At 64.2% G+C, this 24,317-nt stretch carries 22 protein-coding genes; 11 read left to right on the top strand and 11 right to left on the bottom strand.

What is annotated here, in order from left to right:
• The first annotated feature begins 22 nt into the window (after window positions 1-22).
• Window positions 23-1,012 (top strand): Bug family tripartite tricarboxylate transporter substrate binding protein, encoded by a 990-nt coding sequence (locus AB7008_RS35580; protein WP_028156764.1) that lies wholly within the window; start codon window positions 23-25, stop codon window positions 1,010-1,012.
• 6 nt (window positions 1,013-1,018) lie between these two features.
• On the opposite strand, the gene AB7008_RS35575 is transcribed toward AB7008_RS35580, so the two are convergent.
• Window positions 1,019-2,179: an MFS transporter gene (locus tag AB7008_RS35575; RefSeq protein WP_441260302.1), complete on the bottom strand. Its 1,161-nt coding sequence runs from the start codon at window positions 2,177-2,179 to the stop codon at window positions 1,019-1,021.
• Window positions 2,180-3,078: 899 nt separating this feature from the next.
• Between AB7008_RS35575 and AB7008_RS35570 the strand changes: the two genes are divergently transcribed.
• On the top strand, window positions 3,079-3,489 hold the full coding sequence (locus AB7008_RS35570; RefSeq protein WP_028156762.1) for a GFA family protein: 411 nt from the start codon (window positions 3,079-3,081) through the stop codon (window positions 3,487-3,489).
• 339 nt (window positions 3,490-3,828) lie between these two features.
• On the opposite strand, the gene AB7008_RS35565 is transcribed toward AB7008_RS35570, so the two are convergent.
• On the bottom strand, window positions 3,829-4,860 hold the full coding sequence (locus AB7008_RS35565) for an IS110 family transposase (RefSeq protein WP_441260301.1): 1,032 nt from the start codon (window positions 4,858-4,860) through the stop codon (window positions 3,829-3,831).
• Between the two features lie 877 nt (window positions 4,861-5,737).
• Between AB7008_RS35565 and AB7008_RS35560 the strand changes: the two genes are divergently transcribed.
• Both AB7008_RS35560 and AB7008_RS35555 read left to right on the top strand, forming a co-directional pair.
• The gene (locus AB7008_RS35560; protein WP_441260300.1) at window positions 5,738-7,219 is read left to right on the top strand and encodes a DUF1214 domain-containing protein; all 1,482 of its coding nucleotides are present in this window, start codon (window positions 5,738-5,740) and stop codon (window positions 7,217-7,219) included.
• Between the two features lie 91 nt (window positions 7,220-7,310).
• Window positions 7,311-7,877 carry a hypothetical protein gene (locus AB7008_RS35555; RefSeq protein ID WP_441260299.1) on the top strand — a complete coding sequence of 189 codons (567 nt, stop codon included), beginning with the start codon at window positions 7,311-7,313 and terminating at the stop codon, window positions 7,875-7,877.
• An 80-nt stretch (window positions 7,878-7,957) separates the two neighbouring features.
• On the opposite strand, the gene AB7008_RS35550 is transcribed toward AB7008_RS35555, so the two are convergent.
• Window positions 7,958-8,122, bottom strand: coding sequence for a hypothetical protein (locus AB7008_RS35550; RefSeq protein ID WP_196236532.1), 165 nt, complete (start codon window positions 8,120-8,122; stop codon window positions 7,958-7,960).
• 268 nt (window positions 8,123-8,390) lie between these two features.
• Here AB7008_RS35550 and AB7008_RS35545 point away from each other — a divergent pair, with 268 nt between their 5' ends.
• Window positions 8,391-8,657, top strand: coding sequence for a hypothetical protein (locus AB7008_RS35545; RefSeq protein WP_304490797.1), 267 nt, complete (start codon window positions 8,391-8,393; stop codon window positions 8,655-8,657).
• An 84-nt stretch (window positions 8,658-8,741) separates the two neighbouring features.
• On the opposite strand, the gene AB7008_RS35540 is transcribed toward AB7008_RS35545, so the two are convergent.
• The 7 genes from AB7008_RS35540 to AB7008_RS35510 form a co-directional block, all read right to left on the bottom strand.
• Window positions 8,742-8,891 carry an AlpA family phage regulatory protein gene (locus AB7008_RS35540; RefSeq protein ID WP_304490796.1) on the bottom strand — a complete coding sequence of 50 codons (150 nt, stop codon included), beginning with the start codon at window positions 8,889-8,891 and terminating at the stop codon, window positions 8,742-8,744.
• Between the two features lie 259 nt (window positions 8,892-9,150).
• Complete coding sequence (locus tag AB7008_RS35535) at window positions 9,151-10,383, bottom strand: Zn-dependent hydrolase (protein ID WP_441260298.1); 1,233 nt, start codon at window positions 10,381-10,383, stop codon at window positions 9,151-9,153.
• A complete protein-coding gene (locus AB7008_RS35530; protein WP_014493575.1) occupies window positions 10,376-11,161 on the bottom strand; it encodes an ABC transporter ATP-binding protein in 786 nt (261 codons plus the stop codon). Before AB7008_RS35530 ends, AB7008_RS35535 begins: the two co-directional genes overlap by 8 nt.
• Entirely contained in the window at window positions 11,158-11,931 is a 774-nt protein-coding gene (locus AB7008_RS35525; protein ID WP_028156759.1) for an ABC transporter permease, read from the bottom strand. The genes AB7008_RS35530 and AB7008_RS35525 overlap by 4 nt, the downstream gene beginning before the upstream one ends.
• 72 nt (window positions 11,932-12,003) lie before the next feature.
• Window positions 12,004-12,948, bottom strand: a complete 945-nt coding sequence (locus AB7008_RS35520) for an ABC transporter substrate-binding protein (protein ID WP_041959165.1) — start codon at window positions 12,946-12,948, stop codon at window positions 12,004-12,006.
• A gap of 106 nt (window positions 12,949-13,054) precedes the next feature.
• Window positions 13,055-13,783: a histidine utilization repressor gene (gene hutC, locus AB7008_RS35515; RefSeq protein ID WP_041958987.1), complete on the bottom strand. Its 729-nt coding sequence runs from the start codon at window positions 13,781-13,783 to the stop codon at window positions 13,055-13,057.
• Window positions 13,780-15,138, bottom strand: a complete 1,359-nt coding sequence (locus tag AB7008_RS35510; RefSeq protein WP_248879056.1) for a formimidoylglutamate deiminase — start codon at window positions 15,136-15,138, stop codon at window positions 13,780-13,782. Before AB7008_RS35510 ends, hutC begins: the two co-directional genes overlap by 4 nt.
• An 82-nt stretch (window positions 15,139-15,220) precedes the next feature.
• On the opposite strand from AB7008_RS35510, the gene hutI reads away from it, so the two are divergent.
• Genes hutI through hutU form a run of 3 tightly spaced genes read left to right on the top strand, consistent with a single transcriptional unit; the run spans window position 15,221 to window position 19,675 of the window.
• Window positions 15,221-16,435, top strand: a complete 1,215-nt coding sequence (hutI, locus tag AB7008_RS35505) for an imidazolonepropionase (protein WP_441260297.1) — start codon at window positions 15,221-15,223, stop codon at window positions 16,433-16,435.
• On the top strand, window positions 16,432-17,991 hold the full coding sequence (gene hutH / locus AB7008_RS35500; protein WP_441260296.1) for a histidine ammonia-lyase: 1,560 nt from the start codon (window positions 16,432-16,434) through the stop codon (window positions 17,989-17,991). Before hutI ends, hutH begins: the two co-directional genes overlap by 4 nt.
• A 13-nt stretch (window positions 17,992-18,004) precedes the next feature.
• The gene (hutU, locus tag AB7008_RS35495; protein WP_441260295.1) at window positions 18,005-19,675 is read left to right on the top strand and encodes a urocanate hydratase; all 1,671 of its coding nucleotides are present in this window, start codon (window positions 18,005-18,007) and stop codon (window positions 19,673-19,675) included.
• Here the strand turns inward: hutU and AB7008_RS35490 are convergent, their stop codons facing one another.
• Window positions 19,676-20,296 (bottom strand): TetR/AcrR family transcriptional regulator, encoded by a 621-nt coding sequence (locus tag AB7008_RS35490; RefSeq protein WP_304490791.1) that lies wholly within the window; start codon window positions 20,294-20,296, stop codon window positions 19,676-19,678.
• A 257-nt stretch (window positions 20,297-20,553) separates the two neighbouring features.
• On the opposite strand from AB7008_RS35490, the gene AB7008_RS35485 reads away from it, so the two are divergent.
• The 3 genes from AB7008_RS35485 to AB7008_RS35475 are packed head-to-tail and all read left to right on the top strand — an operon-like array spanning window position 20,554 to window position 24,307.
• A complete protein-coding gene (locus AB7008_RS35485; RefSeq protein ID WP_441260294.1) occupies window positions 20,554-21,414 on the top strand; it encodes an FAD binding domain-containing protein in 861 nt (286 codons plus the stop codon).
• The gene (locus AB7008_RS35480) at window positions 21,411-21,935 is read left to right on the top strand and encodes a (2Fe-2S)-binding protein (protein ID WP_304490789.1); all 525 of its coding nucleotides are present in this window, start codon (window positions 21,411-21,413) and stop codon (window positions 21,933-21,935) included. The genes AB7008_RS35485 and AB7008_RS35480 overlap by 4 nt, the downstream gene beginning before the upstream one ends.
• Window positions 21,932-24,307, top strand: coding sequence for a xanthine dehydrogenase family protein molybdopterin-binding subunit (locus AB7008_RS35475; RefSeq protein WP_441260293.1), 2,376 nt, complete (start codon window positions 21,932-21,934; stop codon window positions 24,305-24,307). Before AB7008_RS35480 ends, AB7008_RS35475 begins: the two co-directional genes overlap by 4 nt.
• Window positions 24,308-24,317: the final 10 nt, after the last annotated feature.

The raw sequence follows: 24,317 nt of genomic DNA, 5'->3' as shown, positions 1-24,317 counted from the left end.
TACCGACTTCCGGAATTCGAACATGGCTTCCTTCTCGCGGCGACGATTCGTCCATGCGCTATCGGGCGCAGCGGCGCTGGCGGCCATCCCGCGCAGCGGACAAACCACTGATTATCCGTCTCGTCCGATTCGCCTCGTGCTTCCGTATGGAGCCGGCGGAGCAGGGGACCAGATCGGACGTCCCTGGGTGGACAAGATGTCGTCGCTGCTTGGGCCGACCTTCGTGGAATATATCGGCGGTGCGGGCGGCGCGATCGGGGCTGCGACGGTCGCGCGCGAGGAGCCCGACGGCTATTCGCTGCTGCTCGGCAACGGCAGCACGCAGGTCATCATTCCCCTGACTTCGAAAAATCCCGGCTATTCCGTCGACGATTTTCGCGCCATCTATCGCCTGATCAGCACTTCGCTGGTTTTCGCGGTCCATCCGTCGGTGCCTGCCGCTAACCTGCGCGAGTTGATTGCTCACGCGAGAGCCAACCCGGGAAAGCTGTCCTATGGCACGCCCGGCATCGGGACTGGAAATCATCTCGTTGGCGAATCCTTCAAGCAGCAGGCAGGCGCGCTGGACATCGTCCACGTGCCGTATCGGGGCATTTCGCAGGCGACCAACGACCTCGCCGGTGGCCAGATCTCGCTTGTCATCGGCGTCATGTCGGACCAACTGAAGCAACTGGGCGAGGCCGGGAAGGTCAGGCTGCTGGCGGTCACCAGCGAAAAGCGGCTGAGCGGCGCGCCGGAGATTCCGACCGCTGTCGAATCCGGCATGCCGGATCTTCGCTATGAGGGGTGGTTCGGCATCTTTGCGCCCAGGCACACCGACGATGCGATCATCGACCGGATTGCGCAGGCAACGCGCGTCGCGATGGCCGATCCTGCGCTTCAGGCAGGCTACCGTGCGCAGGGCATCGAGCCGGACAGCGATTCGAGCCCCGAGAAATTCCAGCGCATTGTCGATACGACGACGGCAAGCCTGGCGCCGGTGATCAAGTCGATCGGGCTGAGCAATTTGTGAGGTCGCTCAGGCCTCGACGCGCGATGTCTGGCGGCCCTCCGCCGTGACGATGCGCGCCGACAGCGCGACGAGACACATCAGCGCGGCCAGCAGCCAGAACGCTGTCGGCAATCCGCCAAGCCGTGCGACGAAGCCGACACCGGCGGGACCGATGAGGATGCCCGCGTAGCCGGCAGTCGTGATGGCGGCGACGGCGAGCCCCGTGGGCATCACGGTCTGCCTGGCCGCCCGGCGGAACAGCACCGGCACGAGGTTCGATGCACCGAGGCCGATCAGCAGGAAGCCGCCGATCGCGACCGCCGCTACGGGCGCCCTGAGCAGGACTACGAAGCCCGCGATCGCAATGATGCTGCCCCAGAACAATGTCGTGCGATCCCCGATGCGTGCGACGACGGCGTCGCCGCCGAGCCGTCCCGCGGTCATCGCGATCGAGAACACGATGTAGCCGATCCCGCCTTGCGCTTCCGAGACGAGGCCCGCGCCGATGACGAGCAGCGCGCCCCAATCGAGCATCGCGCCCTCGACGAGGAAAGTGATGGCGCCGAGCAGCGCCAGCAGGAGCACGGAGCCATGCGGCAGCACGAAGAGCGGTCCGTCCTGCACCTGCACCGAACGAAGCAGGCGCGGCCAGGCCGCCAGCATCGCGACCAGCATCAGCACGGAGCAGATCAGCGTGCAGGCGAGCGCGCCGAGTTGCAACGAGAGCAGCGCAGTCATCAAGGCGGATCCCGCGAAGCCGCCGATGCTGAACAGCGCGTGGAAGCCGGACATCAGCGGGCGGGCCGCGTCGCGCTCCACCTCGACCGCATGAATGTTCATGGCGACGTCGATGGAGCCGAGTGGGGCGCCGAAAGCGAACAGGGCCAGCGCCAGGGTTGCCGGCGAGCTTGCGATCGCCAGCAGGGGCAGCACCAGCGCCAGACCAAGCCCGCCCGCAATGATGATCGGCTTGCTGCCGTAGCGCGCACTCATGACGCCGGTCAGAAGCATCGCGACGACCGAGCCGATGCCGAGGCTGAGCAGGAGCAATCCAAGAACGCCGTCATCGACGCCGAGCCGCGTCTTTGCGAACGGCACCAGCGGCGCCCAGCATGCGATGCCGAAGCCCGCGACGAGAAAGGCGAGCCGCGTCGCGAGGCGCGTTGCCGGCCGGTCGGCGGAATGCATGGGAACTCCGGGGAAGCAGGGGCGGGGCGATCGACAAGCCCCGAGATTGCCGCGCCTTTATGTCCGAGGCGTGCTCGAATTGTCGCAGACTGTGCTCAAGAACGGCGCGACGTCAACCGGGGTTCCGAAGCGTGTCGCGTTCGGGACGATATTCGCGAGCGCTCCGTCGGGGCCCGGCGGTCGGGCAAAACACCGGGTCATTCCGAGCTGGCCGGTGTCAAGCCGCGCCTGCAAGAATATTCCACTTTACCGAAATTCGGAAATGACGTATGTGTCGTCCATCCCGGCTCACCAAGAGGGGCGATCATGTGTCGTCACGATACGCGAGCCGGGCTTGCGGTGGACGCGGCAGCGTCGGGCGCGAGAGGCTAGGGCAGGGCGGATTGCTCTCCGTGAGCCCAAGACTTCGTGCCGGATGAACGGCGCTGCTAGGCTTCGTCTCGTCTGCAAGTTTCCGGCTCCGTCGACAGGGCTGGAAAAACTGCGGCGAAATGGCGGGCCGTGCGTACGGCAAAACCGTGTGGTCCTTGCTGCAAGCGCTTTTTCCGACCTGTTGAAATCGACGTAACCTACTGAAATTAAAAGAATTATTTGGCGTCTGCGAGACGAGCGGAAGGTCCGCCCGAAACTGTTAGGCCCTAATAGGGCCTAGTCTCACAGGATGGGCTGGTGCGACCTTGGCCGGGCGCGCCCTTAGCCGTAGTCCGGTCGCGTTCTACGGCCTTCCTGCGGTCCTGCTGATGCGCTGGCGCGGCCTCGCGGAGTGGCTGGGCGCGCTGTAGTGCCTTCCTGCGGCGTGCCGCAGCAAAATGACGCGATTGGACCAACTCAAATCTTGGCGAAACCGATGTAGATTGCTTGCGCCATCTTGGTGCCCTCCTGCTCAAGGACGGTGACAAATGCAGCGCACTGCCACCTGCACATGCGGACAGCTATCGATCACCTTGAAGGGCAATCCCTTCCGTGTGCACTGCTGCAACTGCACGGAATGCCATAGGTTGACAGGCAGCGCTTTCAGCACGGGCGCGTACTTCGATGATGAGCAGATCAGCTCGATTTCAGGCGAGCACAGGGCCTACACTCGAAGCGGGGACTTCGGACGGAAAATCACCTCCCACTTCTGCCCCACCTGTGGTGTGACGGTCTTTTGGAACGCAGAGTTATTAGCCGGCAAAACCGGCGTCTCTGTGGGCTGTTTTGATGATCTGCAGGAGTTTCCGCGCCCCGCCATGGCTGCTTGGTGTCGCAGCAAGTTTCCGTGGATCGAGTTCGCGCCCGAAATACCGCAATCTCAACAGCAGACAAGCTAATCTGAGCGGTGGTGTCGCTGATAGCCGAACAAAGCGGGCATTATCAGTTTGACCGGTCATGTCTGCTAAGGGCCATGTGTGGACGGCTCCGGGTTGGCAAGAAGAATCTTCACTTTTGCAGCATTGGTCGGAGCAGCCATGTGTTCGGCCTGTTAGCGCGGTTCACGTGACCGCTGGCCATAATGCCCTCCGCGGATCAGGTCCCGGTCAATAGCACGCATTCGACGATGCTGTGGCCCAAGTGGGTTGTCCTGATCGCCGGATCGACCCGGCGCTGCATTAGTGCTGTTCGCCCTTCCAACCGTTACGTCACACCCGGATGACCGGCTGTGAACTCGTTCACGCCCTAAGAGCGGCGGGTTCCTTGTAGCGTTCGCTCCTGGCCATCATCGCCCATGCCATCCTGGCGAGCTTATTGGCGAGTGCGATCGCAGCGACCTTGGTGGGTCGTTGCGCCAACAACGAGGTGAGCCAGGGCCGATGGCCCGTGCCATGGATCTTGGCATAGCGGATCACGGCGAGCGCGCCAGCTGTAAACAGGCTGCGCAAATAGCGGTCGCCTTGCTTGCTGATACTGCCAAGCTTGTCCTTGCCACCGCTCGAGTTTTGCTTCGGTACGAGCCCAACCCAGGCCGAGAAGTCTCGTCCCGATCGGAAGGCGTTGGCATCGGCAACGCTCGCGACCAGCGCTGTTGCCAGCGCCGGCCCGACGCCCGGGATAGCGTCCAGCCGTTTGCTCGTCGCACTTGATCGATGCCAGGCGATGATGCGTCGGTCGAACTCTAGGATTTGGACCTTCAGCGCCCGCAATTGGCTGCCGAGAGCCGCAAGACACGCGCGGGCCGCCTCTGGGAGCCGGCGATCAGCTGTATCGGCCACGACTTCGAGCAACTGCTCGACACCCCTGCGCCCGACGGGGGCGACAATCCCGAACTCGGCAAGATAGGCGCGGATTGAATTGATGACGGCAGTCTGCTGGCGGATGAACAGATGGCGCGCTCGATGAAGCATCAGGCAGCTCTGTTGCTCGACCGTCTTGGTCGGCACGAACCGCATGTTGGGTCTCGTGACCGCTTCGCAAATGGCCTCCGCGTCCGTGGTGTCGTTCTTCTGCCGTTTGACGTAGGGCTTCACATAAGCCGGAGGCATCAATCGCACCGTATGCCCTAGCGCCTGCAGCTCGCGGGACCAGTGGTGCGATGACGCGCAAGCTTCAATCCCCACCAAACATGGCGGCAGCTCCTCGAAAAATGCCAGGACGTGCCGGCGCCTCAACCGACGGCGTATGACCACCTGGCCGGCTGCATCAACGCCATGCACTTGAAAGACCGACTTCGCGATATCCAAGCCGATTGTCGAAATTGACTGCATAGGATGCTCCTCCGAATCGTGGGAGCCTCAAAACGGCGCCCACTCCTTGGCGCTCTCGCGCCGGTGGAGGAGCCGTCCACAGCATCAGAAGCAGAAGCGGCGTTCTGAAAAGTGAGCGACGCGGGGTCGCACTCCCTTTGTCACGCGCGCCCTGGCGCTGGGCTGACTTATGCGGCTCCTATGAGCTCATCTCCTTATCTAGCTCGATTTCATATCCGGCGAGAAACATATTGAGCGCTTAGCGGCCATCGAAGCCCGTTGCTCGCGGCATCGCTGCCGCCCCATCCATGAGCCGAGAGAGAGCTATGTCATTGGCGCTGCCCTGGGTATGGGTGCTCGTGACGGCGATTGGTCCGTTGATAATGTGCTCGACGGCGAGAAGCGCCAAGTGGCGGTCTCCCGCGCCCAAGTACACCCCGACTGCCTCGCGGACAATCTGGCGGCGCTAGGTCGCTACTACAACGGCGCTCTACCCATGGGCCATTGTTACGCGGCAGCGCTTCCAAACCCATAGGGTGAGATGTCGGATGCGAGCGCTGGCGATCCCCAACGGTGATCGGTCGTCAGGATCCTTTTGAGGGCGTGAGGAACTGCGGGGACCGCGCGACCGCGACCATCGCGGCTATCTGGTGCGAGAAAATCCGTGGTTGCAGTTGCAGGGGAAGCGGCGCGTCCTACTCAATGTCTCGATGTCCGCTTTGCCCCGATAGCGACCAAGGTCCGCGCAGCGCATCGAAATCACGCGATGTGCCGGAACCCGACATTCAGAAAGCGCCTACGTTGATCCACGTCAAAGAATGAGCGGTCGCAGCGCCTCTACCTTGCCGGGCATTCCGCTTACTTCGTGTGATCAGATGTATCCTCTCTGGAGGTAGCAATGAAAATATCTCGCCGACAGGCAACGATTGGTGGCGTAACCCTGCTTGCGGGTACGTCGATGGGTACGTCGGCGCAGGCACAACGGGATGAGCCGCTGAAACGCACCGTTGAAGACGTGAAAGAGCAAGAGAAGGTCCGTAGCGCCGATGGCCTAACACCCAAGGAATTGGCTAGCAGGACCGTGTATCGCCGCGCCGTGGACGCCGTGATCTGGGGTCTTCCGCTCGTCGGCGAGGACACCGTGAAGCAAGCCGCTTTCCGCGATGGCAAGGCAGACTACGATGACATCGTTTGGTGGCCTAAGGGTGGTGGTTGGAAGAACCAGTCGCCGACCCCCAACGTCAACACTCGTTACATGTACTTCTTCATCAACACCAAGCAGAACGGTCCGACAGTGGTGGAACTGCCGCCAGCCGTCCCCGGAGCCAGCTTCTACGGCACCATCGAAGACGCTCGGTATGTGCCGCTCATCGACATTGGCTTTGAGGGCAAGGGTGGGAAATACCTCGTGCTGCCGCCTGACTACGACGGCAACGTGCCTGACGGCTACACCCCAGTGCGTCCCGCGACCTATAACACCATGACGCTGCTGCGCTCCATTCTGGCGTCCCTCTCCGAAAAAGATGAGCAGGCGGGTAACGAACTGGTAAAGCAGGTCAGGCTTTACCCTCTGTCGAAGGCGGACAATCCGCCCGCACAGCGCCTCCTCGACATGACCGAGGTCATGTATAACGGCTTGGTGAAGTATGACGAAACCTTCTTCACAAGCCTCGCTCGTATGCTGAACGAAGAGACGGTGCAGCCCCGCGACCTCCAAATGATGGGCATGCTCCTGCCGCTCGGCATCGAGAGGGGCAAGGAGTTCAAGCCCGACGCTGCGACCGTGGCCCAGTTGAAAGCGGCGGCAGCGGAAGCGCACGCTTGGCTAATGGACAAGGCTGCGACGGATGTAACTCCGTGGTGGCCTGATAGTCAGTGGTGCGTCCCCAGCCCACCAATTACCGTGCCGACCGAATTCAAGTGGGAGACGCCGAACTATTTTGGTGTAGATGCGCGAGCCATCGCTCTTTCGCAGTATTTCTGCCCGACGGCAAAACTCGGCACCGGCAGTTTCTACTTCGCCAGCTTTCACGATAGGTACGGCAAACCGTTGGAGGGTGCGAGCGACTACCGACTGCACGTTCCAGCAAACGTGCCCGTGCGCGAGTTCTGGTCTGCAACCGTCTACAGTCTGAAAACGTCGAGTTTCTTTCTCAACGCGACGCGCCTCACACTCGGTTCGCTCGACAAGGAATTGCGCAAGAACGCCGACGGAACAGTGGACATCTACTTTGGCCCGAAGCCCCCAGCGGGACAGGCGGCCAATTGGCTGTACACCCAACCGGGAGAGAAATGGTTTCCGTGGTTCCGGGTGTATGGCCCAGAGAAGGCGATTTTTGACAAGAGCTGGAGACTGCCGGACATTGAAATGATCGGCTGACCGTCGGGCTCACAAGTAGCAGATAATCTGCCTGGAGCCCGCGGAAAGCGGAAGTGCGCTATCCTGCCGTGACGCAACAGGACCGCGCACGATGCCTGAGACCGTTGCCGTTGATCAACCACTCGCGAACGTCAGTGCGTCCGCACTGGCGCAGCACCTTGATTGCAGCCGCACCTTCATCGGCAAGCGCGAAGCCGACGGCGTGATCGAGCGCCAGGGTGACGGCTTCCCGCTGGACCAGAGCCGGGTGGCCTACATCCAACACCTGCGGCGTGAGCGGCGGCAATCGCCACGCAGTAACGCTGACGCTGATCACGTCAAGCTCAAGACCGAGATGCTGCAACTGCGGCTGACGGAGAAGCGGCGCGAACTGGTGCGGCGGGCAGATGTTGATGCGCTCATCGAGGGAATTGCCGGTGCCACCCTGACCGCACTGTCGAGCCTACCTGGCGCGGTGTCCGCCGCGCGGCGATCTTGCGATCCATCGCAGCATCGGGCGGGTCATGTTCGAGGGTTCGTGCCGAGATCGCTTGCATCTGTCAGGAGATGGCCAACAAGTGCGGCGAGCCGCCACTCGATGAACAGTACGGATGATGCTGGCGCAGATCTGTCTTCCTCTCCGCCTCAGGCCCACGTGGAAGGTGTAAACGAAGCCTGAGTATCGATGCGGTGACCGCGGCGCTTCGGGATCGGCCGGGCCGGGGAAGCCGCGGTAAGCCCGCTCGTCACTGTTCCCGCTCACTGCGACCAATCGTTATAGAGCGTGATGCCGATCATGATCAGCGAGCCGATTGCGACCGCCGCCGGGCAGATAAACGGCAACTCCTCCAGCACGCCGACAACGACTGTCCGAACGCGGAGAGATCTCTTCACATGCGCGAAGCGCCACCCTGCTACACCCATCCGACTTCTCCGTTTGGCCCCCAGCAGCACCCTTCAGCACCAAGTGATCTTCGGCTATCGCCCATTCGGATGTATCCCTAAATCAAGGTGAAGGAACTCTTGCTAATCCGTTAGTGACGTGCGTTGCCGAGGCAGGCTAGGGAGGAATGAGCAAGCAAATCTTGCCCGTCGTGACCAGCCACGCGGGTTTGATTGGACATCGCGCACACCGTGGCCGTTGATGTGATCTCTGATGATGCGCCGTTCGCATGACTGGGAATATTGCACCATGTGGAACTGGATGATGCTAGGGCTAGAAAGCAATCGCGTGATCGGACTGCGGATCGCGAAGCTAATGCGCGGCGGCAAAGCGGCTCAACGTGAAGCCCAGCGCATGGTGAGTGAAAAAATGCTTGCGGCGACGAAGGCCGGTACCAGCCTGATGGCTGGGGCCTCGGCCGACAAGATTGTTGAGCAATATCGAAGAAAGGTGGCGGCAAACGCCAAACGGCTTAGTCGCACACGAACACGTGGCGGCAAACGAAAATCACGCTGAAACTTCGGCTGCGGATCCCTTGCTCTGCTGCTTGAGCGCCTACAGCCGGTAGGCTTCATCCTCATAGGGATCAGTCCCGCTGGACTAGACTTCGCGCCGCCGCCCTTTGCCCCGAGCCCGATGCGGATTGAATTCATCGACCGCGTTCTGCCATGCTACGATCTCATCTTCAAACCAGACGCGGCGGTTCGGGCTGATATAGGTCGATTTGGGGAAGCGGCCCGAGGTCAGCACCCGGCCTTCCCTGCGCCCTCTTGGCTTCGAGGGTGGAGTGACCAGGCAAAGCTCGGGCGAAATGCGCTGCGAGGATGCAAAGGTGTGTCTGCAGCATTCGCAATCATCGCCCGCCTTGTGCGCACTTGCGCACTGGGGCGGACGATCCAGCATGCCGGAGGCGGGCGAGGTTGAGCGTTGCGCTTCGACATGCCGTGCCGATCACGAAGGGCAAGTACGACATCGTCCAGGAGTCCAGATGCACCGGCGGCACATCGTTCTAACCACCCAGGAGCCGCCGGCAGGCATCGACGAAGACCTGCGCGCCGGTGACGATGTCGGCGTCGGCGGTGTTTTCAGTCCAGTGATGGCTGATGCCGCCGATCGACGGCACGAACAGCATCGCTGCGGGCATGACGGTCGCGAGCATCTGCGCGTCGTGGCCGGCGCCGCTGGGCATGCGAATGGATCGTCCGCCGGCAAGGGCCTTGCTCGCGGCTTCGATGGCGTCCTGGAAGCCGGCGTTCATCATCGCGGGCGCGCCGGTGCGAATCTTCTCCACGGTGACGGTGCAAGGGCCCTTCGCATTGGCCTCTTCCGCCATGGTGCGCAGCAGCTCTTCCAGCCGCGCGATGACCGCCGGATTGTCGTCGCGGATCTGGAACAGCATCTCGGCGCCGCCGGGAATGATGCTCGGCGCGCCCGGATCGAGCGTGATGCGGCCGGTGGTCCAGACCGTGCGGGGACCGCATGCAGTCGGGAAACGTTCGTCGATCGCCACGCAGAAGTTCGCCAGCGCGAGGCCCGCATCCTTGCGCACGGCCATGCGGGTGGTGCCGGCGTGATTTTGCTCGCCGGTGAAACAGATGCGATACTGCCAGATGCCGACGATGGAGGTGACGACGCCGATCGCGAGCTTGTCGCTCTCGAGCGTGTCGCCCTGCTCGATATGCGCCTCCAGATATCCAACGTGTCGTTTCGGTTCGACGGCAACGCGGGCGCGTCCGGTGAGACCCATGTCGGCGAGCGCATCGCGCATGGGCCGCCCGTTGGTGCGGTCACGTGCGGCGTCGATTTCGGCCTCTGTAACTTGCCCGACGTAGGAGCGCGAGCCGAGGAAGCTGCCGAAATGTCCTTCCTCGTCGCACCAGGCGGCAACTTCGACCGCGCCCTTCACGGACGGATCGGCATTGAGCACGCGGGCCGCTTCGAGCGCGTAGATGACGCCGAGCGGGCCATCGAGCCAGCCGGCGTAGTTCTGGCTTTCCAGATGCGATCCTGCCAGCAGCTTCGGCCCCGGCTTCGCGCTGGTGCCGAACACATTGCCGATCCCGTCGATCGCGGCGCTAAGGCCGGCGTCGGGCAGCTTCTGCACCAGCCAGTCGAGTGACTGCTTGTGCGGCTCGGAGAAGGTCGGCTTGTGCACGCCGGTCTTGTAGGCGCCGATGGCGCGGAGCGCATTGAGATCGGCGAGAACGCGTTGCCCATCGGCACGCGGCTTGGTGTCAGGCATGTTCGGCAACCTTCAGCGCCTCGGTGCGGATCTCCTCGACCAGCCGTTCCTTCAGCTGGACGAATTCGGGCGTGGTCTTGATCTTGTACGAGCGCGGATGCGGCAGGTCTACATTGATCTCGGCCTTGATGCGGCCGGGGCGCGCGCTCATCACGATGACGCGACTGCCGAGGAAGATGGCCTCCTCGATGTCGTGGGTGACGAACAGCACGGTCTTCTGGTCGCGCTCCCAGATTCCGAGCAGCATTTCCTGCATCAAGGCGCGGGTCTGGTTGTCGAGCGCGCCGAAGGGCTCGTCGAGCAGCAGGATCTTTGGATCGTTGGCGAGCGCGCGGGCGATCGCGGTGCGCTGCTGCATGCCGCCGGAGAGCTGCTTCGGCCAGTGGTTCTCGAAGCCGGACAGCCCGACCTGGCGGATCAAGGCATCGGCGATCTTGTTCCGCTCCGCCTCGGGCACGCCGCGCTCGCGCAGGCCGAAGGCGATGTTCTCGCGCACGCTCAGCCAGGGAAACAGCGTGTAGGACTGGAACACCATGCCGCGATCGGCACCGGGGCCGGTGACCTCGCGCCCGTCGAGCGTGACGCGTCCGCTGGTCGGCCGGTCGAGACCGGCGACGATGCGAAGCAGCGTGGACTTGCCGCAGCCGGAGGGGCCGAGGATGGTGACGAAGTCGTTGTTGCCGATGGTGAGATCGGTCGGCTCCAGCGCCCTCGTCGGCGCGTTGCCGTGGCGCGCGGGGAAGGTTCGCGAGACCTGTTCGATCTTCAGCGTGGTCATGCGAGCCTCCACGGGAACAGCCAGGCGTTGAACGCCTTGAACATGAAGTCCGAGAGGAGACCGATCAGCCCGATCACGATGATGCCGAAGATGATCTGGCCGGTGTTGAGCAATGCCTGGCTGTCGGTGATCATGTGGCCGATGCCCGAGGACGAGCCGATCAGCTCGGCGACGATGACGTAGGTCCAGGCCCAGCCCAGCACCAGCCGCAGGATTTCCGCGATCTCAGGCGCGGAGGAGGGCAGCAGCACGCGGCGGATGATGCCGCGGTCGCTGGCCCCGAGCGTATAGGCCGCCTCGACCAGATCGCGCCGCGTGGTGCCCACGGTTACGGCGATCATCAGGATGATCTGGAACACCGAGCCGATGAAGATGACGAGCAGCTTCTGCAATTCGCCGATGCCGGCCCACAGGATCAGCAGCGGGATAAAGGCCGAGGCAGGCAAATAGCGAGCAAAGGAGACGAATGGTTCGAGGAACGCTTCGACCGGCTTGTAGGCGCCCATCAGCACGCCGAGCGGAACCGCGATGATCGCGGCGAGCGCGAAGCCGCCGACGACGCGCCAGATCGTCATGCCGATGTCGAACAGGAAGCCCTGCTTGGCGAGCAGGTCATAGCCTTCCTGCATCATGGTCAGCGGGTTGGCGAGAAAGGTCTTCGACACATGGCCGCCGAGCGTTGCCCACGACCAGAGGGCGACGAACAGCACGAAGAACGCGAGGCCGTAAGCCACGCGCTGCTTCGATGTCACGGGATCCAGGGGACGCATCAACGATCTATCCGGGCGGTGAACGAGTTTTCCGGCCCCGCCGCGAGACGGGGCCGGCAGCTCCTGAAGGGTTTACTTGATGTAGCTCGCGTCGAAGAGGTCCTCGACCTTCGGCGCGGCCTTGATGATGCCGATCTCGAGCAGAAGGTCGGCGGCGTCCTTGTTGAAGGTCAGGAAATCGCCGGCAAAGAACTTCTGGTTCGCGGCCTTGTCCTGCCAGCGCAGATATTTGGCCGAATTGCCGAACGCCTCGCCGGTCTGCTTCACGTCGGCACCCATGATCTCATAGGCCTTGGCCTGGTCCTTGGCGATCATGTCGAGCGCCTCGAAATAGCTGTCGGCGAGCGCCTTGGCAGCCTTCGGGTTCTCGGTGAGGAACTTCGGCGTGCAGCCAAATGTGTCCATGACCATCGGGTAGTCGAGCGTGGTCGCGATGATCTTGCCCTTGTCGGGCGCAGCCCGAACCGTCGACAGATACGGCTCATAGGTCATCGCGGCATCGTTCTGGCCGGAGACGAAGGCCTGCGCGGCGGCCGCGGGCTCGAGGTTCACGACGGTGACGTCCTTCACCGAGAGCCCGTTCTTCTTCAGCATCCAGGCCAGCGCGAAATAGGGCGAGGTGCCGGGCGCGGAAGCCGCGACGGTCTTGCCCTTGAGGTCCTTGATCGATGCGAGATCGTTGCGCACGGCCATGCCGTCGGCACCATAGCTCTTGTCGAGCTGGAAGATCTGCTTGGTCGCAACGCCGTTGGCGTTCCAGGAGATCCACGTCTCGACCGTCGTGGCAGCGCACTGGACGTCGCCGGAGGCGATCGCGAGGTGGCGGTCCTTCTGCGGGATCTTCTTGATCGTCACGTCAAGACCGTTCTTCTTGAAGATGCCGGCCTCCTTCGCCAGCGTGAGCGGCGCGAAGCCGGTCCATCCGGAGATGCCGATGCCGACCTTGACGTCGTCGGCGAGCACGGGAGTGGAGGCCGCGAGGGCAATGATTGTCGCAAATACCTTTGAACTACGCATGATTGTCGTCCTCTTGCCGATCGATGGTTTGACGTCCTGTTGATCATTGCCGGCCCATATGGACCGTTGCCCGAAGCGTTGCACGATTTGTGCCGACATCGTTCTCTCAGCCTCCCTTGAATCGGGCGACAAGGCGGTGAGAGTCACCGGGATAGAGCAGGCGCACTGCGGTGATGGTGCGCGCGCTGCGCCAGGTATAGCGGTCGATCACGAGGCAAGGCGCGCCGACGGCGATGTCGAGCGCTTCCGCCGTGCGATCGTCCGCAACGATGGCGCTGATCGTATGTTCGGCTTCCGTCCATGGGACATGATGAAGCAGCCACGAGCCGGGCGGCTCGCGCGAGAAATCCGCGGTCGCTGCATCCGGCACGGACGACAGATCGATCAGTCTGTCCTCGACGGCAAACGGCACCTTGTCGGCGCTGTGCCGGCAGGTGATCGCAACCACCTTTCCGGCCTTCTTGACACCAAGACGCTCGCGGTCGGCGGCGGTCGCCGCGCGCAGCTTGCGCCCGATCAGCTCGTAGCCGTAGCCGCGGCCAAGCGCGGTGATCTCGGCGCGAATGTCTGCGATCTTCAGCACCGCCGACAGATGCTGCGGCCGGCGTACGAAGGAGCCGGCGCGCCGCCGCCGTTCGATCAGGTCTGCCTGCGCGAGCTCCGACAGCGCCTTGTTCACCGTCATGCGCGAGCAGCCGTAACGTGCGACCAGTTCGTGCTCGAACGGGATGCGATGCCCGGGCGGCCACTCGCCGGTCAGGATGCGCTTCTCGATATCGGCGCGGATGCGCTTGTAGAGCGTCGGCTGGTCGGAGGCATCGGTGGCTAGGCTCATGCGACGAGCCTCCGCACCGCCGCGTTGAAACGTTCGCGCGCGGTCTGTCGCAGTCTGTGTCGTCCGCCTTCGACGACCTTTTGGCCGCCGGCCCAGACGCAATCGATCGCGCCGGTCCCTCCGGCAAAAATCCAACCGTCGATGGCGGCGTCGCGCAAACGTCCCGCGAGTGACGGATGTGCGGTGTCGAGTGTGACGATGTCGGCGCGTGCGCCGGGCTCGAGGCCAACCGTCGCTTGTGCCAGCGCTTGCGCACCGCCGGCGAGTGTATGATCGAACAGCGTACGTCCCGTCGAGCGGCCTGCGCCGCCGGAGAGCACGTTGCGCTCGCGATGCTTGAGACGCTGGCCATATTCGAGCTGACGCAGCTCGTCGGCTGCGCCGACCAGCACGTTGGAGTCGGTGCCCACACCGAACGCGCCGCCGGCGTCGACGAATTCGCGCGCCGGAAAAATGCCGTCGCCGAGGCTCGCTTCCGTGATGGGGCAGAGACCCGCCACCGCACCGGTCCTGGCGAATGCGGTTACTTCCGCATCCGTCGTGTGGGTCGCGTGGATGAGGCACCAGCGTTTATCGACGGGCGCGTGCTCCAGCAGCCATTGCACCGGCCGTCGTCCCGACCACGCCAGGCAATCCTCGACCTCTTTCACCTGCTCGGCGGCATGGATGTGCACAGGCCCGCCATCCGCAAGCGGAATGATCGCCGCGAGCTCGCCCGGCGTCACCGCGCGCAGGCTGTGCGGCGCGATGCCGATATTGGCGCCCGGCAATCTGCTGATCGCCTTGCGCGATGCAGCCATCAGCGCGGCGAACTGATCGACCGAGCAGATGAAGCGGCGCTGGCCTTCGTGCGGGGCTGCGCCTCCGAAAGAGCCATGCGCATAAAAACTCGGCAGCAGGGTCAGCGCAATGCCGGATGCTTCGGCGGCCTGCGCAATGCGGGCAGCCATTTCCGCGAGGTCGGCATAGGGCGAGCCGTCGCGGTCGTGGTGGAGGTAGTGGAATTCGCCGACACGGGTAAAGCCCTGTTCGAGCATCTCGACATAAAGCAGCGTCGCAACGGCAGCGACGTCGTCCGGCGTCATCGCCAGCGCGAAGCGATACATCGTGTCGCGCCAGGTCCAGAACGTATCGGTGCTATCGCCGCGCAGCTCGGCCAGCCCCGCCATGCCGCGCTGGAATGCGTGACTGTGCAGGCTCGCCAACCCCGGAAGCGCAATTCCATGACGCTTGTCGCCGGCTGCCGGCGCCACGCCCGGCGTCACCTCGGCGATCGCGCCGGCGGTGATCACCATCTGCACGTCATTGGCCCAGCCCGAGGGCAGGAGCGCGGAGGCGAAATGCAGTCGGGTCATGATTACACGCCGGCTGGACAGAACCGCCCCACGATTATATGTCTAGACATATAAGTCAAGCATCCCACGAAGGGACCATTGCATGGCAGAGCGCTTCGACCGGATCTGGCACAACGCCCGGCTCGCCACGATGCGGGCCGACCGTCCCGATCTCGGCGAGATCGAGCATGGCGTGATCGCCACGCGCGGCGGTCATATCGTCTATGCGGGCGCAGCGGCGGATTTCCCAGGTGATGCGGACGCGATCAAGCGGATCGACTGTGAGGGGCGCTGGATCACGCCCGGCCTCGTCGATTGCCATACCCATCTCGTCTACGGCGGCAACCGCGCGCACGAATTCGAGCTGCGCTTGAAGGGCGCAAGCTACGAGGAAATCGCGCGCGCCGGTGGCGGCATTGTCTCGACAGTCGCCGCGACCCGCAAGGCGAGCGAGGCCGAGCTCGTTGCAAGCGCGCTGCTGCGGCTCGATGCGCTGATCGGCGAGGGCGTCACCACCATCGAGATCAAGTCCGGTTACGGCCTCGATACCGAAACCGAGATGCGTCAGCTCTCAGCGGCGCGCATCCTCGGCCGCCAGCGGCCGGTTGCGATCCGCACCTCCTTTCTCGGGGCGCATGCGCTGCCTGTGGAGGCCGGCGGTGACAAGGATCGCTACATCGATCTCGTGTGTCATGAGATGCTGCCGGCTGTCGCAAAGGCCGGTCTTGCCGATGCCGTCGATGCCTTCATGGAAGGTATCGCGTTCTCGACCGCGCAGACCGCGCGGGTGTTCGAGACGGCAAGGGGGCTTGGGCTGTCGGTCAAGCTCCATGCCGACCAGTTGTCGAACCTCGGCGGCGCTGCGCTCGCCGCAAAATTCTCGGCGCTCTCCGCCGATCACCTCGAGCATACCGACGAGGCCGGCGCCGCCGCAATGGCGAAGGCCGGAACTGTCGCCGTGCTGCTGCCCGGCGCCTTCTATTTCATTCGCGAGACGCAGAAGCCGCCGGTCGAGGCGTTCCGCAGGCACGGCGTCCACATGGCGCTCGCGACCGACTGCAATCCCGGCAGCTCGCCGCTGACATCGCTCCTGCTCACGATGAACATGGGCGCGACGCTGTTCCGGATGACGGTGGCCGAATGCCTCGCTGGTGTCACCCGTGAAGGCGCGCGGGCGCTCGGCGTTCTCAATGAGACCGGCACGCTGGAAGCAGGGAAGTGGTGCGATCTCGCGATCTGGGACATCGAGCGCCCCGCCGAGCTCGTCTACCGCATCGGCTTCAATCCGCTGCATCGCCGGGTGTGGAGGGGTCAGTGACGGAACAGGGCGAGGCGATCGTCGTCAAGCCGGGAACGGTCAGCCTCGATGATCTCGCGCGCGTGCTCAAAGGCGCCGCTGTCGTGCTTGATCCGTCATTCTGGCCGCGCGTCGAGGCGGCGGCGGAGATCGTCGCAAAGGCCGCACACGCGGCCGCGCCGGTCTACGGCATCAATACCGGGTTTGGAAAATTGGCCTCGAAGCGCATTCCGCCCGACCAGACTGCGCTGCTCCAGCGCAATCTCATCGTCTCGCATTGCTGCGGCGTCGGCCCGGACACGCCGGAGCCGATCGTACGGCTTATGATGGCGCTGAAGATCGTCTCGCTCGGCCGCGGCGCCTCCGGCGTGCGTCGCGAGGTGATCGAGCAGTTGCAGGCCATGCTGGCGCAGGACGTCTATCCTCTGGTGCCGCAGCAGGGCTCGGTCGGCGCCTCCGGCGATCTTGCGCCGCTCGCGCACATGACGGCGGTGATGATCGGCGAGGGGCAGGCGATCGTCGATGGCAAGACTGTCTCCGGCCGTGAGGCACTCGCTGTCGCCGGTCTCGCGCCGCTGACGCTCGGTCCCAAGGAGGGACTCGCCCTGATCAACGGGACGCAGTTCTCGACCGCCTACGCCGTCTCCGGCGTGCTGCGCGCGTTTCGCCTGGCTCGCGCCGCGCTCGTCACCGGCGCGCTGTCGGTCGATGCGGCAATGGCCTCGACGGCGCCGTTCCGCCCCGAGATTCAGGCGTTGCGCGGTCACGCAGGACAGATCGCTGCAGCCGCGACGCTGACCGCGTTGCTCGACGGCAGCGATATCAGGTTGTCGCATCTCGAAGGTGACGAGCGCGTGCAGGATCCCTATTGCCTGCGTTGCCAGCCGCAGGTCGCGGGCGCGGCGCTCGACCTGATCACGCAAGCCGCCCGCACCCTGATCGTCGAAGCCAATGCCGTCACCGACAATCCGCTCGTCCTGGTCGAGACCGGCGAGATCGTCTCCGGCGGCAATTTCCACGCCGAGCCGGTCGCCTTTGCCGCCGATACGATCGCGCTGGCGCTGTCGGAGATCGGCGCGATCAGCGAGCGGCGGATCGCGACGCTGGTCGATCCCGCGCTCAATTTCGGTCTGCCGCCGTTTCTGACGCCTGATCCCGGCATCAATTCCGGCTTCATGATCGCCGAGGTCACGGCCGCCGCGCTCTACGCCGAGAACAAGCAGCGTGCGGCTGCCTGTTCGATCGACTCGACCCCGACCAGCGCCAACCAGGAAGACCATGTCTCGATGGCTGCGCACGCCGCGCGTCGCCTCTCGGACATGGCCGATAATCTCGCCGCCATCCTTGGCATCGAGCTCCTGGTCGCCGCACAAGGCATCACGCTGCGTGCGCCGCATGCGACCAGCGCGCCACTCGCAGCCGTCATTGCTGCGCTTCGCGAGCATGTGCCCGCGCTCGCCGCCGACCGCTACATGGCCGGCGATCTCGCCAAGGCGGCCGCGCTGATCGAAGCCGATGCGCTACCGGCCGTGGCGATCGCGGCGCTTCCAACCGATTCGTTCCCTAGACTTGACTAAAGAGGTGCTCCGCATGAACCGCCGACTGGACAATGACCGCACCATCCGCGCCCCCCGCGGCAGCGACATCAGCGCCAAGAGCTGGCTGACGGAAGCGCCCCTGCGCATGCTGATGAACAATCTCGATCCTGATGTCGCGGAGCGTCCGAGCGAGCTCGTCGTCTATGGCGGCATTGGCCGCGCCGCGCGCGACTGGGAGAGCTTTGACCGCATCACGGCGGCCTTGCGCAAGCTCCAGAGTGACGAGACGCTGCTGGTCCAGTCCGGCAAGCCGGTCGGTGTCTTCCGCACCCATGCCGACGCGCCGCGTGTCCTGATCGCGAACTCCAACATCGTGCCGCATTGGGCGACGCTCGACCATTTCAACGAGCTCGATCGCAAGGGCCTGATGATGTACGGCCAGATGACGGCCGGCTCCTGGATCTATATCGGCAGCCAGGGCATCGTGCAGGGCACCTATGAGACCTTCGTCGAGGTCGGCCGCCGCCATTACGGCGGCAGCCTCGCGGGAAGATGGATTCTCACCGCCGGCCTTGGCGGCATGGGCGGCGCACAGCCGCTGGCAGCGACCATGGCGGGCGCCTCGATGCTCGCGGTCGAGTGCCAGCCGAGCCGCATCGAGATGCGACTGCGCACTGGTTATCTCGATCGGCGGGCCGCGACGCTCGACGAGGCGCTTGCGATCATGGAAGATGCCGCGAAGACGAAGAAGGCGGTTTCGGTCGGCCTGCTCGGCAACGCCGCGGAGATTTTCCCCGAGCTGGTGCGTCGCGGTGTCAAACCCGACATCGTCACCGACCAGACCAGCGCGCATGATCCGATCAACGGCTACTTGCCGAAGGGCTGGACGCTCGCCGATTGGGAAACCAAGCGCGCCTCCGATCCGAAGGCGGTGGAGCGTGCGTCGAAGACGTCGATGGTCGAGCACGTCCAGGCCATGCTGGATTTCCATGCGCAGGGCATTCCGACGCTCGACTACGGCAACAACATCCGCCAGATGGCGCAGGACATGGGCCTGAAGAATGCCTTCGATTTCCCGGGCTTCGTTCCCGCCTATATCCGTCCCTTGTTCTGCCGCGGCGTCGGGCCGTTCCGCTGGGCTGCGCTGTCGGGCGATCCCGAGGACATCTTCAAGACCGACGCCAAGGTCAAGGAGCTGATGCCCGACGACAAGCATCTGCACAATTGGCTCGACATGGCGAAGGAGCGCATCAAGTTCCAAGGCCTGCCGGCGCGGATCTGCTGGGTCGGCCTCGGCGACCGAGATCGCCTGGGCCTAGCCTTCAACGAGATGGTGGCACGCGGCGAATTGAAGGCGCCGATCGTGATCGGCCGCGATCATCTCGACAGCGGCTCGGTGGCGAGCCCCAACCGCGAGACCGAGGCGATGAAGGACGGATCGGATGCGGTGTCCGACTGGCCGCTGCTCAACGCGCTGCTCAACTGCGCCAGCGGCGCGACTTGGGTCTCGCTGCACCATGGCGGCGGCGTCGGCATCGGCTACTCGCAGCATGCGGGCATGGTGATCGTCGCCGACGGCACGCCGGAGGCCGCGAAGCGCATTGAGCGTGTGCTGTGGAATGATCCCGCCAGCGGCGTCATGCGCCACGCCGATGCGGGCTATGAGACTGCGATCGAATGTGCCCGTGACAAGGGCCTCGATCTGCCAAGCCTTGCGAAGTAACTAGCCGCTCACCAGCAGCCTCGGCATCGTCATCTTCGCGCCGTCCATGAAGGTCTGGACGGCGTCGCGGACGATCGCGTCGAGATCGGGCGGGATCGGCGTCTCGTAGATGAACTTGCGGATGGCGAGATAGAAGATGCGGCCGTGCAGGCCCCAGAACAGCTCGGTCTCCCGTTCGCTGAGCGGATGGGATTTCGCGTCGGGCAGCTTCAGATCGTGGCGCAACTCGGCCGCCGCGGGCTCGATGATCTCGCGCCTGACGATATCGAGATAGCGGCCGGTGATGCCGAACGACTTCATGCCGGAGAAGACGAAGATCCGCACCCAATTGTACTCGAACACGCGCTCGACATAGTCGAGATAGAAGCGCGTCAGCCGCGCCTCCAGCGACAGCGAGCGGTCGCGGATCATCGGCCCCCAATCCGGCGACCAGCGGCTGAGATAGACCTCCTGGTAGACCCGCTCGATCAGCGCCTCCTTGCTCGGGAAGTGGCGATAGATCGCCGAATGCGTGATGCCCATGCGCTTTGCGAGTTCGCGGGTCTGGCCTTCGAAGCCGTGCTCGGCGAAGAAGCGGATCGCCTCGTCCACGATCGCACGCTCGCGGTCGGCCGCACGCATGTTGCGGCGCTTTGGCGCGGACTTGCTGCCTGTGTCCGTTCGCTTCCGGACCGGTCGCTTCGCTGGTTTCTGCGCTTTTCGGGCCATTTCGTCGATGAATCGCAATCTCAGGCTGCCTTCTTAGCCCATAGGTGCATTTGTGACCAAATGGTCATTTCCTGTTGACCGCCTCCCGGCGGCATGTCAGGATTTTGAGACCAGATGGTTACAAATCTGGCATCCCGGCTGATGAGCCGACGGATCTCGAGGAAACGGCGGTGAAGGCGAGGGCTTTCAGCTATTTTCGTGCTGCGACGATCGACCAGGCGCTGGATGCTCATGCCCGTGCCGGCGATGACGCGCGCTTCATTGCCGGGGGCCAGAGCCTCGTGCCGGCGCTGTCGCTGCGGCTGCAGGCGCCGCGGCTCCTGATCGACATCACCCATATAGGCGAGCTGCGCGGCGTCCGGCGCGAGGGCGGTTACTTGCGCATCGGTGCGCTGACCCGTCACTGCGAGATGCTGAGTGAGCCGCTGATCGCCGAGTTCGCGCCGCTGCTGCATGCGGTTGCCCCCTTCGTCGCCCATCCCGCGATCCGAAATCGCGGCACCTTCGGCGGAAGCATTGCTCTCGCCGATCCCGCCTCCGAATTCCCCGCGATGACCCTGGCGCTCGATGCCGAGATCGAGATCGCCGGTTCTTCCGGCAGCCGGCGCGTCAAGGCGGACGACTTCTTCGTCGAGCTGTTCGAGACCGCGTTGCAGCCCGGTGAGCTGATCACCGCGATCTACGTCCCGCTGTTCAGGGCCGATCAGCGTTTTGCATTCGACGAGCTGGCGCGCCGGCGCGGGGACTATGCTCTGGTCGGATGCGGCATGCTTGCGACTTTCACAGCCGAACGCATCGACGATATCCGCATTTCCTTCTTCTCGGTCGGCAATACACCGACGCGGGTGAAGGGCGCTGAGGCAACCCTGATCGGCTCGGACCTGGATCCTGAACGTGTCGCCGCCGCACAAGCTGCGCTCGAAGGCGATCTTGCGCCGCCTGACAGCGACGAGGTGCCGCCGGCGATGCGGCTGCATCTCGCCCGCGTGCTGCTCGGCCGCCTGCTCGGACGTCTGGGTGAGGGCGCATGAGCGGTTTTGACGAAACCCTTCTGGACGACGCGGACGAGACGGTGCGGGTCCGCTTCGTCGTCAATGGCCGCAAGGTCGCCTGCGAGGTGGCGCCGCGCGAGACGCTGGTCGATTGCCTGCGCAACGCGCTCGAGCTGACGGGCACGCATGCCGGCTGCGAGATGGGCGCATGCGGGGCCTGCCTGGTGCAGCTCGACGGCTGCGCCGTGCATTCCTGCCTGATGTTTGCGGTGCAGGCTGACGGCGCGAAGATCGACACCATTGAGGGCCTCACCGAGAGCGGCGTGATCGCCGATCTCCAGGCCGAGTTCCATCGCCGAAACGCGCTGCAATGCGGCTTCTGCACGCCGGGCATGCTGGTGAATGCCCACGAACTGCTCTCGCAGGTCGCGCAGCCGAGCCGTGAGGACATCCGCGACGCGCTGTCGGGCAACTATTGCCGCTGCACCGGCTATGAGGCGATCGTGGACGCCATCGACGCGGTGGCCAAAGCACGCCGCGAAGGCGGGGGCGCGACATGACCGCACCGCTGACCTCGCTCGACCGACCGAATTCCTATATCGGCCGCTCCGTGCCGCGGCCGAACGCCAAGCGGCTGCTTGCCGGGCGCGGGCGCTATGTCAGCGACTTTCGCCTGCCGCGCATGCTCCATGCCGCCTTCCTGCGCAGTCCGCATGCGCACGCGAAGATCGTCGCCATCAATACCGAGCAAGCGCGCGCACTCGAAGGGGTGCATCTCGTTGCCACCGGCGAGGATCTCGCAAAGATCTGCACGCCGTGGACCGGCACGCTCGATCACTTCAAGGGCATGACGTCGGCTCCGCAATTGCCATTGCCGCTCGACCGCGTGGTCTGGGCCGGGCAGGCTGTGGTGGCCGTCGTCGCCGAGAGCCGGGCGATTGCGGAAGATGCGCTGGAGCTGATCGAGATCGATTATCAGGACCTCCCTGTCGTCGTCGATATCGACAGTGCACGAGAGGTTGGTGGCCCGCTGGTCAATCCGGGCACCGCAAATAACACCTGTTTCCGGGCCCAGCTCGACAATGGTGCCGTTGACGACGCCTTTGCGCATGCCGCGCACGTGGTGGAAGAAGAGTTCTCCTTCGGCCGCCACACCGCGGTGACGCTGGAGCCGCGCGCCATCGTTGCGGACTACGATCCCGCCGCTGGCGCACTCACCGTGCATCACGCGACGCAGACGCCCTACCAGTTCCAGGATCTCTATTCGCATCACTACGGTATCCCCGAGGCGCGCGTTCGCGTGATCGCGAGCGACATCGGCGGCTCCTTCGGGATGAAGCTGCATGTCTATCACGAGGACATGGCGGTGGTCGGTCTCTCGATTCTGCTCGGCCGTCCCGTCAAATACGTCGCCGACCGGATCGAGTCCTTCGTCTCCGACATCCACGCCCGCGATCATCGCGTCCGCGCCCGCATGGCACTCGATGCGAAGGGCGAGATCCTGGCGATGGACGTGCTGGACCTGACTGCGATCGGCGCGTTCTCGACCTATCCGCGCACCAGCGTGGTCGAAGGCAACCAGGTGATCCGCCTGATCGGCGCGCCCTATCGTTTCAAGAACTATCGGGCCACACTGGAGGTGATCTTCCAGAACAAGGTGCAGACCAGCCAGTATCGCGCCGTTGGCCATCCCATCGCCTGCGCCGTCACCGAGCGGCTGGTCGACATGGCCGCGGCCAAGGTTGGCCTCGATCCCTTCGCCATCCGCGCGCGGAACGTTATCGCCGATGATGCCTATCCGCAGACCTCGCCGACCGGCTATCGCTTCGAGGCGCTGTCGCATCAGGCGTGCCTGAAGCGCCTGCACGAGATGATGGGTTATGAGGCGTTGCGCGCCGAGCAGGTCGACTTGCGCAAGCGCGGCGTCTATCGCGGCATCGGCATTGCGGCCTTCGTCGAGATCACCAATCCCAGCCCGGCCTTCTACGGCGTCGGCGGCGCGCGCATCTCGTCGCAGGACGGCGCGATCCTCAGCCTGACGCCGTCGGGCGAGGTCCGCTGCCTGATCTCGGTCACCGAGCAGGGGCAGGGCACCGAGGCGATCATCAGCCAGATCGTGGCCGATCAGCTCGGCCTCGCGCAGGAGCACGTCAAGGTCATTACGGGAGATACCGAGGTGACGCCGCATGGCGGCGCGACCTGGGCCTGCCGCGGCGCCGGCATCGGCGGCGAGACCGCGCTGCAGGCCACGCGCGTGCTCAAGCGCAATATTCTGGAGATTGCCGCGCTCATTCTTCAGGAGCAGCCCTCGGCACTCGACATCATCGATGGCGAGGTCGTCGACGCCGTGACCCGGAACCAACGGTTGCCGATCTCCGAGATCGCGCGGATCGCCTATTTCCGCTCCGACACTTTGCCGCCCGGCACACAGGCGCAGCTCACCGTTAGTCATCACTTCGCCCCGCAGGGCTATCCGTTCGCCTTCACCAACGGCATCCAGGGCTGTTCGCTGGAGGTCGATGTCGAGACCGGCTTCATCAAAGTGCTGAAGCACTTCATCGTCGAGGATTGCGGGCGCGTCATCAATCCGATGCTGGTGGACGAGCAGCTTCGCGGCGGCATCGTCCAGGGGCTCGGCGCGGCGCTGTTCGAGGAATGCCGCTACAGCGAGACAGGTCAGCTCATGAACGGCTCGCTCGCCGACTACCTCGTTCCGATGCCGATGGAGATGCCCGACATCGTTATCGGCCATGTCGAGACGCCGACCGCCGACACCGTGCTTGGAGCCAAGGGGGTTGGCGAGGCCGGCACGGCGGCGGCATCCGCCTGCGTTCTCAACGCCGTCAACGACGCGCTCGCGCCGTTCGGCGCCACGATCAATTCGATTCCGATCACGCCCATAAAAGTCCTGAAAGCCCTGAAACGTTTCTAAAAAAAGACAG

The sequence above is a fragment of the Bradyrhizobium sp. 521_C7_N1_3 genome, assembly GCF_052075975.1.
Taxonomy (GTDB): domain Bacteria; phylum Pseudomonadota; class Alphaproteobacteria; order Rhizobiales; family Xanthobacteraceae; genus Bradyrhizobium; species Bradyrhizobium japonicum.
Note: the sequence above shows the minus strand (reverse complement) of the source record. Positions and strands in the feature narration are given on the sequence as shown.